A 15982-nucleotide genomic window follows, 5' to 3' on the forward strand; every position below is an offset into this window, starting at 1 on the left:
CTAAAGCGGGTGCAAATATAGTAGTTTTTTGAAACTCGCCAAACAAAGAATTAAGTTTTTTTATTTAAATATCAATTTATAGATATCATTACCGTTCGCGAACAGTAAAAGTGCTATTAAAATAAAGAAACCTGTTACTTGTGCGTACTCTAAAAATTTATCGCTCGGCTTTCTACCGGTAATCATTTCGTAAAGCAAAAACATTACGTGTCCGCCATCTAAAGCTGGTATTGGCAGAATATTCATAAATGCTAGAATAATCGATATAAAAGCAGTTGTTGCCCAAAATGCTGGCCAGTTCCAAGTATCTGGAAACATACCACCAATAGCAGCAAAACCACCAACCTCTTTATAAGCACCTGTATCAGGGTTGAAGATCTTCTTCATCCCCTTAATGTAATCTGTAAGGGTCTTAACACCTTTGTTCCATCCAGCTGGGATAGATTCTATGAAAGTGTATTTTAAAGTCTCCACTTTGAAATAACCTTTCTCTTGATATTCCTCCATAGAATTTAATCCGGCATAAACCCCAAATTTACCTTCATCCGAAACTTTTGCATTCAAAGTGATTTTATTCCCATCACGAATTACTACAACAGGAACACTTTTTCCTTTATTGGCAGCAAGCACAGGAATAACTTGATCTTGAAATTCAACGGCATTCCCTGCAATATCAACAACTGCATCACCTGCTTTAAATCCACTATCCTTATTTTGAGAATCTTCAGGAATTTCTCTTATTACAAATGGTATTCTATAATTAATAAATCTTGCATTCTCTTTATTATTAGAAATGGTTTCAATAAAATCTACTGGAATTTCCTTTTCTATTGTATTACCATCACGTTCAATAGTAATATTCTCACCATAAACTACTTCTGGCAAAATACTATTTAAAGATTCTATTCTTTTTCCATCTACCGCAAGAACCTTATCACCCGTTTCTATACCAAGAGCATCACCCAAAACGGTATCGGTAATCCAGACTCCGTCTTTTAAACTATCATTTGCAATGTACTTTTCACCATAAGCATAGGCCAAGCCAATAAAAATAATTACTGCTAAAATGAAATTCACTGTAACACCACCTAACATTATAATTAAACGTTGCCAAGCTGGCTTGCTTCTAAACTCCCACTCCTTAGGCTCTTCTGCCATGGCTTCTTTGTCCATGCTCTCATCTATCATTCCTGATATTTTTACATATCCGCCTAAAGGCAACCAGCCAATACCGTATTCAGTTTCCCCTATTTTCTTTTTGAAAAGCGAAAACTTTACATCAAAGAACAAGTAGAATTTCTCTACTCTTGTTTTAAAATATTTTGCTGGTATAAAATGCCCTAACTCGTGTAGTACTATAAGTATAGAAAGGCTTAAAAAAAATTGTATTGTCTTTATTATAATAGGGCTCATTCTTTTTTCCTGAAAATTAAAATCGCACAAAAGTACATTTTTACAACCGCTAAAAAAAAGAAACACTCTGAGGGAGTGGTATTTTATGAATAATTTACCAGCTGACAGGGCGAATTCACTTGAAAAATAAATAGCCCTAGCGTACCTTTGTAAAAAATTCTTATGCGGTCTTTTTTCGCTAAATTCAAATTATTCGGTCTGGTACTGCTGCCTATATCTGCAGTTATCATGTATCTTTTTTACAACGCCCTGCAACCTGTAAAGCTATTACCGGTATATTCGCCTGCAATGGTAAATGCAGAATTGGTTTCTGAAGAAATACAGCACGTTAGAAAATACCATACTATCGCAGATTTCTCTTTAACGAACCAAAATGGCGAAACTATTACCCAAGACAATTACAAAGGTAAAATTTACGTTGCCGATTTCTTCTTTACCACTTGCCCTACTATTTGCCCTATAATGACCAAAAATATGGTAGACCTACAAAAATCGCTTGGTAAAGATTCTGAAGTGATGCTTTTATCGCATTCGGTAACACCAGAAATTGACTCGGTTGCTCAATTAAAAAAATATGCCCTTGAGAAAGGGGTTGACGATAGCAACTGGAATTTAGTTACGGGTGATAAGAAACAAATCTATGACCTTGCCCGTAAATCGTATTTAGCCGTAAAGACCGATGGTGATGGCGGACCATTTGATATGATCCATACCGAAAACTTTATTCTAGTAGATGAGAAAAAGAGAATTCGTGGTTTTTACGATGGTACCAAAAAAGAGGATATTGAGAAACTATTGAACGATATTAAAGTACTTCAAGAATCGCATAAAAAGTAAAACACTTATTCAACGGTTATTTTAAGATAATAATTCACAAATTCCCAACTGTTAAAATAACGACTACTATAACTGCTGTTCATATTAAAAACCCCTATTTAATTATGCTAAAAAGTATAGGGAATAATATTATTTCCATTACTTTTGCCTTACTTATAATGAATCTAAATAAAGATTGGAAACTACAGTCGCACATTTAAAAAGAGGACAAAAGGGAATTATAAAAGAATTCACTGAAAACCTACTACCTATAAAACTGTTAGAACTAGGCTGTTTACCTGGCAACGTTGTAGAATTGGTGCAAGTAGCTCCATTAAACGACCCTATCTATATCAATGTTAACGGATCACATATTGCCATTAGAAGAGAAATGGCTTTGCATATAGCACTTGATATTATTGAAGATAATACGGTTATATGAGCAAACAAATTAATGTAGCCCTTATCGGGAACCCAAACACCGGTAAAACTTCGGTTTTTAATCAACTTACCGGGTTAAACCAGAAAGTAGGTAACTACCCAGGTATTACGGTTGAGAAAAAAGAAGGAATCTGTAAACTGCCCAGAGGTGTAAAAGCCCATATTTTAGATTTACCAGGAACCTATAGTTTAAACACGACTTCGTTAGATGAAAGTGTTGCCGTCGAATTGCTTCTTAACAAAAATGACAAAGATCACCCAGATGTCGCTATTGTAGTTTCTGATGTAGAGAACCTAAAAAGAAACCTACTACTTTTTACGCAAATAAAAGATTTAAAAATACCCACCATACTAGTCATTAACATGGCAGACCGTATGTCGCGCAAGGGTATTACTATTGATATAGAATTATTAGAAAAGAAATTAAACTCGAAAATTGCATTAGTTAGTACCCGTAAAGAAACAGGTATCGACAAACTTAGAGAGTTAATTGCTGATCACAAGAATTTACCAAAAACGCAAAATGTAGATATTTCTGTAATTGCACCAGAGTATTTCGAAAAACTTGCTACCGCATTCCCAAAAGAAGACGTGTACAAATTGTGGCTGGTAATAACACAAGATGTCAATTTCATGCCTCTTGAAAAGACGTTATTTAAAGACGCCTCTTCGTTTGCCACTAAATCTAAATCTGAATTAAAACGTCTTCAACAAAAAGAAACGATTTTAAGATACCAGTTTATTAATGGTATTTTAAAAGAGACATATAAAGTCGACGTTAATGCTGCCAAAGGTTTTAGAGCGACCTTAGACAAGGTTTTAACGCATAAAGTATTTGGCTACCTTATATTCTTTCTAATACTGTTGACCATATTTCAAGCGATTTATGGGTGGAGTGAATACCCAATGGATTTAATTGACGGATTCTTTGCATCAGCTACAGAATGGGTAAAAGACACCTTACCACCAGGGGTTTTTACTAATCTAATTGCTGAAGGTATTTTAGCTGGTATTGGTGGTATTGTTATTTTCATTCCGCAAATTGCATTCTTGTTCCTATTTATAGCCTTGTTAGAAGAAACAGGCTACATGAGTAGAGTTGTGTTTTTGATGGATAGGATAATGCGTCCATTTGGTTTAAGCGGTAAAAGTGTTGTTCCGTTAATATCGGGTACCGCTTGCGCCATACCTGCAGTAATGGCCACTAGAACCATTGAAAACTGGAAGGAAAGATTAATTACCATATTGGTAACTCCGTTTACCACCTGTTCTGCACGATTGCCGGTATACCTAATTATCATCGCATTGGTTATACCCGAAGGTAGCTTTCTAGGTTTGAGTTATAAAGCCCTTACATTAATGTCATTGTACTTAATGGGCTTTGGGGCAGCTATTTTATCGGCAGTAATCTTAAACAAAATTCTTAAGATTAAGAGCAAATCTTTCTTCGTTGTTGAAATGCCGAATTACAAATTACCATTACTTAAAAATGTTGGCTATACCGTTCTTGAAAAGACTAAAAGTTTTGTTTTCGGAGCAGGTAAAATAATCTTGGCAATTTCAATTATACTTTGGTTTTTAGGTTCTAACGGATCTTCTGACGAATTTAAAAACGCAGAGACCATTGTAACCAACCGCGTAGAACAAGAAGGTTTCAGTACTAATAGTGAAATATATTTTGAAACCCATCAAGATGGTTTTGATATAAATGCCCCTAACGCTTCAGACCAACAAAAAGAACTTGAAGAACGTGCTTTAGCACAAGAAATAGCAGGGTATAAATTAGAGCATTCTTATATGGGTCATATGGGTAAAGCAATAGAACCTATTGTAAGACCTTTAGGTTATGACTGGAAAATTGGTATTGCCGTCATCACCTCCTTTGCAGCTAGAGAAGTTTTTGTTGGCACATTGGCAACTATTTACAGCGTAGGTAATGATGAAGAAGAAACCATAAAAAACAGAATGGCTGCAGAAGTAAACCCTAGAACTCAAAAACCACTATTTAATTTGGCTTCTGGTGTTTCGCTACTTCTATTTTATGCATTTGCAATGCAATGTATGAGTACACTTGCTGTAGTAAAAAGAGAAACGAATTCTTGGAAATGGCCAGCTGGTCAGCTAGTATTTATGAGCCTATTTGCTTATATTGTAGCTTTAATAGCTTATCAATTATTAAAATAAAAAACACATGATACAACACATCTTAGTTTACATCACTTTAGCTATTTCTGTTGGTTATATAGTTACTAAATTTTTTATTCCAAAATCTATTTGGTCTAGCAAAAAAGAAAGTTCAAAGGCTTGCGGTCAAGATGGTTGCGGCTGTCATTAGGCTTTAGCTTTTTGTTAAAATTTATTTAAAACGTTCACAACAGTTTCTAAAATTGTAACGTTACTTACATTGGTTCGTCTAGATTGCGTAAGAATAATCGAACCTATGAACACTAAATTACCTTTTCTAGCTTTTTTTACATTTCTAATTTTTAACCTTTTTAACGCCAATGCACAGAGCTTAAGTGCAACTGTTATTGATAGTGTTAGCCAACAACCTATACCTTTTGCCTCAGTGCAATTAAAAGATAAGTGGGCTATTTCGAATGAAGAAGGTAGCTTTAATTTGGTATTCGGCGATGTCATAAAAGAATCTGACTCTCTTATTATATCTATAATGGGTTACGAGACCTTATCTAAACCCATTTCTGAATTCACTACAACCAAAATAGCACTTGTACCTAAAGCTATAGAGTTAAGAGAAGTTATTGTCTCTAACAAGAATTATACTGCAGATGAGATTATGGATTTCGTTGAGGATAATCTAGAAAAGAATTATTCTAATGATCTCTCGAAAAAAAGACTTTTCCACCGAACATCAAATTTTGACCGTTGGACGAAAAGTGATTTTAAGGTCAAAAAATCTTCTATAGATGTATTGAATCAACAGTTTATAGATAGTATCATTACTACGGTTCCAAAAAATGATAGTTATTATTCTGAAATCGTAGGAGACTTATATGGCAATCATAACGAAGAACTACAAAAATTTAATTTACTGAAAGCCTCTAAATTATATGACGAAAGCACAGAATTTGATTATGAAAAAATCGAAGAAAGGTTAAACGACATTTTAATAGAAAACGTAAAACCTGGCTCTTATTTTAAAATTAAATCTGGCTTATTATCTTTCAAAATAGATTCTGATGAAGTAAGCACACTTTTTGAAGAAGATGTTGATTCTACCGATGTAGCAGCTGTCAACAAAGAGCTTGAAGAGAAAAAGAAAAGTAAAGAAGAGCAGCAAAAAAATTATGGTAATTGGAAAAGAGGTCAATTAGCTAAAATATTTAGTGGTTTGCCAACACAAGAAGGTACAAAACTAAATTTTATTGAGAAGCAAAGAAAATACGATTATACACTTCAAGAGTTTACCTTTTTAGGCGATAATCCTGTCTATGTAATTTCTTTTAAACCAGATGGATCAGCAGATTACGAAGGGACTTTATATGTAAATGCAGATGATTTTGCAGTAATACAAGTGGACTATTCTAATGTTAAACCTACTAGTAAATTTAGTCTATTGGGTATTTCAACTAACAACTACCTATCCAAGGGGAAAATAATTTACAACAAGGGTAAAGATGGCTTTTATGGTGTACGTTATTATGAATCTGAAAATGGTATGCGGGTTGGTGTTAGAAGACCTCTAAAAATTATTGAAAAAAATAAAATAGTAAAAGGTAGAAATAAGCAAAACGAATTAGCTGGAGATATGGATTTTGTTATTATCAGTACAGAAAAGAACGAAATGATTGTATTTGAGTCCGAAAATATTAATCAGACTACCTTTGATGGTTTTAAAGAAAACAACACCATATCGCCTACTTATATGCCTAAATACGACCCAACTTTCTGGGAAGGTTATGCCATTATGGAACCGAATACAGCAATTAAAGAATTTACCGCTACTTCTTCCGAATAAATTAAATCAAGTTCTTAATAAAACTATAGAATAATAACCCCCAGCCTACTACTAAAAAGAGTCCGCCAAGAGGGGTTATAGGACCCAATATTTTTAATTTATTTCCTTTGGATGCAGAAATGCATAATCCGTAGATACTGAAAGAAAATAGGATGGTTCCGATAATAAGACAATAGATAATAGCTTTCTCTAAACCAGTTTCTAGATTAAGATTAAAGCTCAGCACTAATATTAATAGCGCGTGATACATTTGATATTTCACTCCCGTTTCAAAACTATTCAATTGATCTGCGGTAAAGGTTTTCTTAAGTAAATGTGCACCAAAAGCACCAAATACCACAGCTAACAAACCCAACAAAGCCCCTACCAATTGTGCCACTAAAACCATAACTTTTTATTTCAAAGATACTGTCATCTCCTTTTAATTCATAAATTACAGAAACCATTATTGAATAAAAATGAAAACGTATCTATCTCTTCACTTAATAGGAATAATTCTATTGTGTAGTTGTGGTTCTACGAAAAGTACTACCAAAGACAAATCATCTTTAGATACTGAATTAAGAGAAAAGAATAGAGCTAATGTTTCGCTATTGCAACGCATAAGGCAAAAGCCAGGAGTGGTGTTACAGAATAATGTTCCCATTTTGAATAAAACAACAAACTCATTCGATTCTAGCGGAAATCAAGAACCATTATACGTTTTAAATAATCAAATAATCGGAAATTCGTTTCATTCTGTAAACGAACTGATAGACAGTTATAATGTGAAGAAAGAGTTATGCTATCTGGCGCAGATGCTGCAGGTTACGGAACCCAAGGTTCTAATGGGGTAATTAAGATAACGAGTTATTAATTGTGATTAATTTAAACTAATATTCATCTCCATATTAGAATTTACGGTAAACACGCACTCTTTATATTTTGGCGGACCGAACATTTTCATTTTCCCTTTTGAAAAAGCAATTTGCTCTTTTGGAATACCTAGCATATTAGTGTCTAAGTTTTTATTTCCATTGGCATCATGAAAAATAGCAATAGCATAATCACCTTCGGGTAAATCTGTAATATCAAAAGATGTTTTCCCTTTAAGTGCTTTCTCTGAACCAGATTTGTAGACTTTATCGAACTTCAAAAAAGAACCTTCATCATTATATACCGCAAAACAGATATTCCCTTGCTCAGAAGCAACTCCGTCAATATTTAAACTAACATTATGCTGTGCAAAAACTCCGGTAGACATTAACGATATGACAAATAATACAAATAGATTCTTTTTAATCATGGGTGCTATTTAAAGACAAAAATAGTTTCAATAGTTATGCCAAAAGGATTGAATACTTTAAGGTTGTTTTAAATTTTAGTTTATTCTCACCTAATTAGGTTCACTTAAATCACTGGTATTAGTACTAAGCTTCTGAAACAATTGAACAGTTTCAACGGAATCTTTTAGGTTAAAGTATACATAGCTCGAATCTTTATAAACCAACTTTACTTTACTCTGATTGATATTATCGACAAACACATGTACCTTCTTATCGGTCAAAGAATCTTTAAATTCTCTAAAGACACCTTTCTCTTTTTCTAAGGCAGAGAAACCATGTAAGCGTTGCATTGGCGGAATTCTTTCTACAAATACCACACTATCCAATTCATTTAGGGGAATTTCAATATTATAAAAACCCGAGCGTAGACCAAGACTTATTTCATCATTAGTTACCCAGTTCTTTACATGAAGTATTAAAACGACTGCACAACAAACAACCGTTATTATTAACGTTATTGTCCAGATCCAATTTTTCTTAGAAGAATGCATAAAAATTTAAAGTATCAAGTTAACAATACTATTGCCTTAAACGCTAAAATTGATATTAAATTATTACATCGCAAAAACACTTTGATCCTAACCTAGACCAACGTCTAAGGTCATCATGATTATGAAGCCGCCAATGAAGCCCATAGTGGCTATATCGGTGTATTTATCTTGCTGTGTTTCTGGTATTACTTCCTCAACCACAACAAAAATCATCGCACCAGCAGCAAATGAAAGCGCATAAGGTAAAATAGGTTGAAAAGTCATGACTGCCCATGCACCTAAAACAGCAGCAACAGGTTCTACAAGTGCAGATGCCTGACCAAACATAAAACTCTTAGTTCTGCTTAAACCATGTCTTCTTAATGGCATGGCAACGGCAAAACCTTCTGGAAAATTCTGCAAACCAATACCTAATGCCAATGCAACGGCACCACCAATAGAAGCTCCGTCAAAACCAGCAGCTACTCCGCCAAAAAGAACTCCAACAGCTAAACCTTCTGGTATGTTGTGCAGGGTAATTGCCAAGGTTAGCAAAGTGGTTCTGTGCCAAGGAGTCTTTACCCCTTCTGCTTCACTTTCTTTAAAATTGATATGTAAATGCGGTAAAATTTTATCCAATCCGAAAATAAACATGGCTCCTAGAAAGAAACCAATCGCTGCAGGTATCACTTTTACAAATCCTTCACCAGGACTCATTTCTATACCAGGTGCCAGCAAGCTCCAAAAACTAGCCGCAACCATTACTCCACCAGTAAAACCTAACATACCATCTAAAACGGCACGGTTCATTGTTTTAAAGAGAAAAACCAAAGCAGCACCGGCTGCAGTTAGTCCCCAAGTAAATAATGTCGCATAAAACGCAGCCAACACTGGGTCTATCGATTCAAAATACGCTATAATTTCATCCATAATTTTAAAAATTATTCAGTTAAAAACTACTCTTCATCAACTATCTCTAAAAATAAATTCGTTGCAATTTGTTTGGATATTCTGATAGACCCTGACCGTGTAGAAATAGTTACCGAACCATCAAACTCTTCAATTTCCAATATTTTAAAAGTATCGCCCAGGGCAATCTTATTCTTATCTAAAAACTTCAAAAAAGCTGCCGAAGAATCATTGACCCCAACACAGACCCCTTGACTCCCAACAGGTAACTCACTAATTAATTTCTTGACAGATTTAGTAAATACGCCGTCTTTATTAGGTATTGGGTCTCCGTGCGGATCCACTTTTGGAAATCCTAAATGGGCGTCTAATTTATCTATTAAGGCATCACTCTTTATATGTTCTAATTGTTCGGCCACTACGTGTACCTCATCCCAAGAAAAATTTAATTTATCAACCAAAAACACTTCCCATAAACGATGCTTTCTAATGATAGAGAGTGCTACTAACCTTCCTTTCTCTGAAAGTGACACACCTTGGTACTTTTTATAGTTCACCAAAGACTTTTCTGCTAACTTTTTAATCATGTCGGTAACCGACGACGGCTTCGTTTTCATCTGCTCGGCTATTGCATTGGTAGCAACAGACTTACTATTGAACTCGCTTAAATGATAAATGGCTTTTATGTAATCTTCTTCAGATAATGTCATGTTAAAACAATATAAACACAAAAATACATTTTTATACGTAAAAACAATTTTTTAGATTTGTCTAAAATTAAATTTAGATGATTAAAATAATATTTTTTGTTTGCTCTATTTTATCTTTCGGTATCGTGAGTGCGCAAAATTCTGCGATATCTGGCACTGTTTCATCAAATGACGGTACAGTAGCGTATGTAAATATTTACTTGAAGGGAACCGAAATTGGCACTGCTTCAGATGAAAATGGACAGTACACTTTAAAAAATATTCCATCAGGAAAATACACACTAATAGCTTCTACCATTGGCTTTGAGAAATATTACAAAACAATTACAATTGCCGAAGGCGAAGACCAAATCGTTAATATCACCTTATCACCTTCTACCGAATCTTTAGATGAAATGGTCGTTACCGGCACATTAAAACCTGTAAGTAGATTAGAGAGTCCGGTTCCTGTAGAAGTATACAAACCCACTTTCTTCAAGAAAAACCCAACGGCTAGTATTTTTGAAGCTTTGCAAAATGTAAATGGTGTTCGCCCACAAATAAACTGCAATGTTTGTAATACCGGTGATATTCATATTAATGGTTTAGAAGGTCCGTACACCTTAGTGCTTATTGACGGTATGCCGATTGTAAGTGGTTTGGGAACTGTATATGGATTATCTGGTATACCAAATTCGCTTATTGAACAGATTGAAGTGGTAAAAGGTCCTGCTTCTACATTATATGGTAGTGAAGCCGTTGGCGGACTCATAAATATCATTACAAAAAACAACCTGTCTGCACCCGATTTTTTCGCGGATAGTTTTGTTACCTCATGGGGAGAATTTAATTTAGATGTCGGCACAAAATTCAATGTAGGTAAAAAAGTAAATGTGCTCTTAGGAGCGAACTATTTCAAGTATGACAACCCTATTGATAATAACGGAGATAATTTTACAGACCTAACCTTACAAGACCGAATTTCAGTTTTTCAAAAGTGGAATTTTACTAGAAAAAATTCTCGAATTCTTTCGTTAGCCGGACGCTTTTTTTACGAAGATAGATGGGGTGGCGAAATGCAATGGACTCCAGATTTTAGAGGAGGAGATGAAATTTACGGAGAAAGTATTTACACCCGTAGATGGGAAGTTTTAGGTAAATATCAATTACCTACCGAAGAGAAAATGATGCTTTCTTTTTCATACAATGACCACAAACAAAATTCTGTTTATGGAGATGTGCCCTACCTAGCAGATCAACGTATAGGTTTTACACAATTGACTTGGGACAAAACTGTAGGCAAACATAGCCTTTTAGCAGGTACTGCATTGCGTTATAATTATTATGATGACAATACACCGGCTACCTCAAATGTCGATGGTAATGGTAACCAGCCAGACGAAGTTATAATACCGAGTTTATTTGTACAAGATGAAATAGCATTTAATAAAAAACACTCTTTACTTTTAGGTGGTCGTTACGATTATGATGATCGCCACGGTAATATTTTTACTCCGCGAGGTGCATATCGTTTTAAATTCACTGACAATGATATAATTCGATTAAACGCTGGTACAGGTTTTAGAGTGGTTAATCTATTTACCGAAGATCACGCTGCATTAACGGGATCGCGAGATGTTATTATCGCAGAAGAATTGAAACCAGAGCGTTCGTTTAATGTCAATCTAAATTACTTAAAGAAAATTTATGGTGATGACGGCACTTTTGTTAGTCTAGATGCCTCTGTATTCTATACGAATTTTCAGAATGTGATTATCCCTGATTATGAGACCAATCCTAATCAGATCATATATGATAATTTAAACGGAACTTCAATTTCAAAAGGAATAAGTGCCAATCTAGACGTGGCTTTCTACAACGGATTAAAATTCATGGTAGGTGGTACTTTACAGAATGTGAGCAATACTGAAGACGGAGTAAAAGAAAGACAAATACTTACTGAAAGTTATTCTGCAAACTGGAGTGTTAGCTATGATATTCGTACTTGGAATTTGTCTGTTGATTACACAGGAAATTTATACGGACCAATGCGTTTACCAACTTTAGGAGAAAGCGACCCTAGAAGCGATTTTTCACCAGCGTGGAGTATTCAAAACATTCAATTTACCTATGATGGATTAAAGAATTTCGAGTTCTATGGCGGAGTCAAAAACTTATTAGATTGGACACCAAACAGAGGAAATCCGTTTATAATAGCACGTGCAAACGACCCATTTGACAAAGAAGTTACTTTTGACACCAATGGTAATGCAGTTGCGACACCAAACAACCCAAATGGGTTGACTTTTGACCCTTCTTACGTTTATGGACCTAACCAAGGTATAAGATCATTTTTTGGAGTACGTTACACATTGAATTAAGCATAAAAGCCAACTGCTATTTCGTATTTTTGAGATTCTCAGTATTTAATACCTGAGCAAAGTTTTAAAATACATGACCGAATACGATTATATCATTATTGGCGCAGGGGCATCTGGTCTATTACTAGCTGATGCCATGCTTAATGATTCGTTTTTTAATGATAAGAGGGTATTACTTCTTGACAAAGACCCCAAAAACAGCAATGATAGAACATGGTGTTTTTGGGAAGAAGGCGATGGTCAGTTTGAAACTATCGTTCATAAAAGATGGCATTCTATTCACTTTCAAGGAGAAGACGTTCTTAAAAGAACAGATATCAATCCGTATTCCTATAAAATGATCAGGAGTATTGATTTCTACGATCATTACTTAGGTCGAATCAAAGAATCAGTCAATATCACATTTGTTCAAGAAGGTATGGTAGCCTTAAAGGAGTCCGCAACCGAGGTTACTGTAAAAACTACCAACAACACGTATTCTGGCAAGTATATATTCAATAGTCTTTTTGACTACAAAATGGCAACTGAACAAAAAAAATATCCGGTATTGCAGCAGCATTTTTTGGGATGGGTGATTAAAACTGAAAAGCCTATTTTCAATGCCAATGAAGTTACTTACATGGATTTTTCTATCCCTCAAAAAGGAAATACCCGTTTTATGTATGTACTACCCTATTCAAATGACACCGCGTTAATTGAATACACATTGTTCTCAGAACAATTATTACCTAAAGCCGAATATGAAGCTGCTATAAAAGAATATATAAAAGATCGTTTTCAATGCGAAACTTATGAGATTATTGAAAAAGAAGCGGGTAGTATACCCATGACAGCATATGACTTTCGAGAACACCACACCAATAGAATTAGATATATAGGTACTGCAGGCGGATGGGCAAAACCAAGCACTGGATATACTTTAATGAGTACTGCAAATAAGATTCCGAAATTAATTGAACTTATAAAACAAGATAAGCCGCTTCAAAAACTGAAATTAAAAAATAAGTTCTGGTTTTATGATATGCTCTTTTTAGATGTATTACACCACAATAATGGTAACGGACATGCCATTTTCGAATCTATTTTTAAATCTTTAAAACCACAAATGGTATTTAAGTTTCTTGATGAAAAAACAAGTTTAAAAGAAGATATCGTTTACATAAATTCTTGTCCGAAAACTCCATTTATAAAAGCCTTATTTAGAAGGTTATTTTAAACGGTTCTATTCATAAGGTTTTCACCAAATTCTCTAAGCAGGGTTTTATTTGCTTCTTCAACATCCATTTCATCCAATACTTCAAATGCTTTGGCAGTATAGTCTGAAATAGCCACTTTAGTCGCTTTATCTGCTTCTGTTTTCTCAAAAATTGAGCGTACGGCCTTAACCTTAGATTCTGATTCTTTTGGCTGAATAGAGTATAAATGCTCTAATTCTTGCTTCATTATTTCAGAACCAGAATTCAATGCTTTTAAATATAAATACGTTTTCTTATTCTCAATAATATCGCCACCTACTTGTTTACCGAACGTTTCTGGATCCCCGAATACATCTAAATAATCATCTTGCAATTGGAAGGCAATACCAAGATTTAATCCGAAATTATACATTTGTTCTTGCGCAGTATCTGAAGCACCGGCAACAATAGCTCCCATTTTAAGCGCAGCAGCAACGAGAACAGCTGTTTTGTACTCGATCATTTTTAAATATTCAGGCAACATTACATCGTCTCTTGTTTCAAAATCGACATCGTATTGTTGACCCTCGCAAACTTCTAATGCTGTTTTACTGAACAATTTGGCAAGATCTCTAAATACATTAGGCTCATAGTTTTCAAAAAGCTGATACGCCATAATTAGCATTGCATCACCAGATAGAATACCAGTATTTATATCCCATTTTTCATGAACGGTAGTTTGCCCTCTACGAACAGGGGCATCATCCATAATATCATCATGTACTAAAGAAAAATTATGAAAAACCTCAATAGCTACCGCCGCATCTAAAGCATTTTTAAAATCGCCTTTAAAAATCTCAGCGGTCATTAATACCAAAACTGGTCTTAAGCGCTTTCCACCTAAACCAAGAATATAGGTAATGGGCTCATAAAGGTTTCTAGGTTCCTTTGTAATTTTCTTTGAGTCCAAATACGCAATAAACTCTTCTCGGTATTCATTAATAGTATGCATTCCTCGCAATTTTTTTCAAAAATAGAACAAATAAGATTGAAATACCCCCTTTTTACACTCTAAGGAACAAATCTCTAAACCCTATAATACCCAAGAAAACTAAGATTTAAACATCAACATTGAATTCAATCAAAAGAGTGTTATAAAGAAGCGCGTTTAATTAACCTCGACGGCATAATTACCTGAGTAACACTTTCATTTTTTAAATGCCTAGCTGCGGCCTTAGCCATTTCATTAAAATCTGTAGAAATGGTGGTAATACCACCAAAAACAATCTCTTTCGAAACATTATCGTTCTGTGAAAGTATACCGATATCTTCACCGATCACTAACTTTTTACGTACAGAATCACGTAAAATATGCCATAGAATAGTATCGCCTAATGCAAAATAAAGGTTACCCTTAGTTGCAGAACCAATAGTATAGTTTTCTTTAACTACACCATCAATTGAAAACTCCTTTAAAAATTTTTCAAAAGCCTTTTTAATGGTTAGCGGTGAATAATCGCTCTCTTCATTGAAATAAAGGATAATCTTATTATATTTTTTGATTTCAGGAAGCAATTGTACTAAAGAAGTATAAATAACATCTTCGAATTCTTGAGAAATGTAAGAAAAAGACTTTCCTAAATTCAAATAACGATCCACTAGCAGTAATTTTTTAGGCTCAATATTCTGCAATAATTGAGCTGCCTTTTGATTTTGAATAGGTGCAACGACATACATTCCATATTTACCATTAATATTGGTCATAATGGTTTCAAAAACAGTAGGATTATTATGGTGAAAAAAAACATCGATTTGAAATCGCTTACCCATCTCTTTTCGAAAGGTTTTGTAAAATTCTTCTTGATAACTCTGAAAAGCAAATAACAACAACGCCATTCTTTTAGTAATGTTTGTTGCTTGGCTAATTACAAAATACCCTTTTAATTGCCTAGACTCAATTAAGCCTCTATTTTTAAGTTCTTCGTATGCTTTAAAAATAGTTTTTCGAGCATAACCAATTTCCTCAACCATAATATTTATAGAGGGTAAGCGGTCACCAACGGTCAATTCTCCTCCTTCAATTGATTCAATAACTCCTTGAACTAATTGTTCGTGTTTTGTAAGGTTATTATTGTGGGTTAGGTTTAAAATTTTACTAATAACCGGCATAAATTATAATCAAATTAAGAGCCGTCAATATACAATTTAATAAAATATATCAAAGTTCTTCCATTTTTAGTTCACTCTTAAACCGTAGTTCAGCAGTGAAGTTTTAATAGAAAAATCATAATTAAAAATTGAAGTAAAACGTTCACGTGAAATTTTTTTTAAAAATTAATTTTTTGATTAAAAAAACCAATCTCCGAAGAAAAACCCCTATAAAC

16 protein-coding genes are annotated in these 15982 nt (G+C 34.2%); 8 read left to right on the forward strand and 8 right to left on the reverse strand.

What is annotated here, in order from left to right; all coding sequences use genetic code 11:
- Positions 1-60 precede the first annotated feature (60 nt).
- Positions 61-1413 (reverse strand): RIP metalloprotease RseP, encoded by a 1353-nt coding sequence (gene rseP / locus ACJJVT_RS15005; protein ID WP_405399778.1) that lies wholly within the window; start codon positions 1411-1413, stop codon positions 61-63.
- 162 nt (positions 1414-1575) lie between these two features.
- Between rseP and ACJJVT_RS15010 the strand changes: the two genes are divergently transcribed.
- The 5 genes from ACJJVT_RS15010 (at position 1576) to ACJJVT_RS15030 (ending at position 6649) form a co-directional block, all read left to right on the forward strand.
- Entirely contained in the window at positions 1576-2250 is a 675-nt protein-coding gene (locus ACJJVT_RS15010; protein WP_405399780.1) for an SCO family protein, read from the forward strand.
- 175 nt (positions 2251-2425) lie between these two features.
- Positions 2426-2671 carry a FeoA family protein gene (locus ACJJVT_RS15015; protein WP_073241858.1) on the forward strand — a complete coding sequence of 82 codons (246 nt, stop codon included), beginning with the start codon at positions 2426-2428 and terminating at the stop codon, positions 2669-2671.
- Entirely contained in the window at positions 2668-4854 is a 2187-nt protein-coding gene (feoB, locus tag ACJJVT_RS15020; protein WP_405399781.1) for a ferrous iron transport protein B, read from the forward strand. The genes ACJJVT_RS15015 and feoB overlap by 4 nt, the downstream gene beginning before the upstream one ends.
- A 7-nt stretch (positions 4855-4861) precedes the next feature.
- The gene (locus ACJJVT_RS15025; protein WP_299319128.1) at positions 4862-5005 is read left to right on the forward strand and encodes a hypothetical protein; all 144 of its coding nucleotides are present in this window, start codon (positions 4862-4864) and stop codon (positions 5003-5005) included.
- Between the two features lie 105 nt (positions 5006-5110).
- Entirely contained in the window at positions 5111-6649 is a 1539-nt protein-coding gene (locus ACJJVT_RS15030) for a carboxypeptidase-like regulatory domain-containing protein (protein ID WP_405399783.1), read from the forward strand.
- A 1-nt stretch (position 6650) separates the two neighbouring features.
- Here the strand turns inward: ACJJVT_RS15030 and ACJJVT_RS15035 are convergent, their stop codons facing one another.
- The gene (locus ACJJVT_RS15035) at positions 6651-7037 is read right to left on the reverse strand and encodes a DUF423 domain-containing protein (RefSeq protein ID WP_405399784.1); all 387 of its coding nucleotides are present in this window, start codon (positions 7035-7037) and stop codon (positions 6651-6653) included.
- Between the two features lie 70 nt (positions 7038-7107).
- Here ACJJVT_RS15035 and ACJJVT_RS15040 point away from each other — a divergent pair, with 70 nt between their 5' ends.
- A complete protein-coding gene (locus ACJJVT_RS15040; protein WP_405399785.1) occupies positions 7108-7485 on the forward strand; it encodes a hypothetical protein in 378 nt (125 codons plus the stop codon).
- 26 nt (positions 7486-7511) lie between these two features.
- Here the strand turns inward: ACJJVT_RS15040 and ACJJVT_RS15045 are convergent, their stop codons facing one another.
- The 4 genes from ACJJVT_RS15045 to ACJJVT_RS15060 all read right to left on the reverse strand — a co-directional run bounded on the left by ACJJVT_RS15045 (position 7512) and on the right by ACJJVT_RS15060 (position 10063).
- Positions 7512-7934: a DUF2141 domain-containing protein gene (locus ACJJVT_RS15045; RefSeq protein ID WP_405399786.1), complete on the reverse strand. Its 423-nt coding sequence runs from the start codon at positions 7932-7934 to the stop codon at positions 7512-7514.
- Between the two features lie 90 nt (positions 7935-8024).
- On the reverse strand, positions 8025-8465 hold the full coding sequence (locus tag ACJJVT_RS15050; RefSeq protein ID WP_405399787.1) for a hypothetical protein: 441 nt from the start codon (positions 8463-8465) through the stop codon (positions 8025-8027).
- 87 nt (positions 8466-8552) lie between these two features.
- Positions 8553-9374 (reverse strand): ZIP family metal transporter, encoded by an 822-nt coding sequence (locus tag ACJJVT_RS15055; RefSeq protein WP_299319107.1) that lies wholly within the window; start codon positions 9372-9374, stop codon positions 8553-8555.
- Between the two features lie 26 nt (positions 9375-9400).
- Positions 9401-10063, reverse strand: a complete 663-nt coding sequence (locus tag ACJJVT_RS15060) for a metal-dependent transcriptional regulator (RefSeq protein ID WP_073241832.1) — start codon at positions 10061-10063, stop codon at positions 9401-9403.
- Between the two features lie 77 nt (positions 10064-10140).
- Here ACJJVT_RS15060 and ACJJVT_RS15065 point away from each other — a divergent pair, with 77 nt between their 5' ends.
- A complete protein-coding gene (locus tag ACJJVT_RS15065; protein WP_405399791.1) occupies positions 10141-12423 on the forward strand; it encodes a TonB-dependent receptor in 2283 nt (760 codons plus the stop codon).
- 73 nt (positions 12424-12496) lie between these two features.
- On the forward strand, positions 12497-13639 hold the full coding sequence (locus tag ACJJVT_RS15070; protein ID WP_405399792.1) for a lycopene cyclase family protein: 1143 nt from the start codon (positions 12497-12499) through the stop codon (positions 13637-13639).
- Here ACJJVT_RS15070 and ACJJVT_RS15075 read toward each other — a convergent pair.
- Entirely contained in the window at positions 13636-14610 is a 975-nt protein-coding gene (locus ACJJVT_RS15075; RefSeq protein WP_405399794.1) for a polyprenyl synthetase family protein, read from the reverse strand. The genes ACJJVT_RS15070 and ACJJVT_RS15075 overlap by 4 nt on opposite strands.
- Before the next feature lie 140 nt (positions 14611-14750).
- A complete protein-coding gene (locus ACJJVT_RS15080; RefSeq protein ID WP_405399796.1) occupies positions 14751-15767 on the reverse strand; it encodes a GntR family transcriptional regulator in 1017 nt (338 codons plus the stop codon).
- Between the last annotated feature and the right edge of the window lie 215 nt (positions 15768-15982).

Origin of the sequence: Maribacter sp. Asnod2-G09, assembly GCF_045063795.1 — a bacterium.
Lineage (GTDB): Bacteria > Bacteroidota > Bacteroidia > Flavobacteriales > Flavobacteriaceae > Maribacter.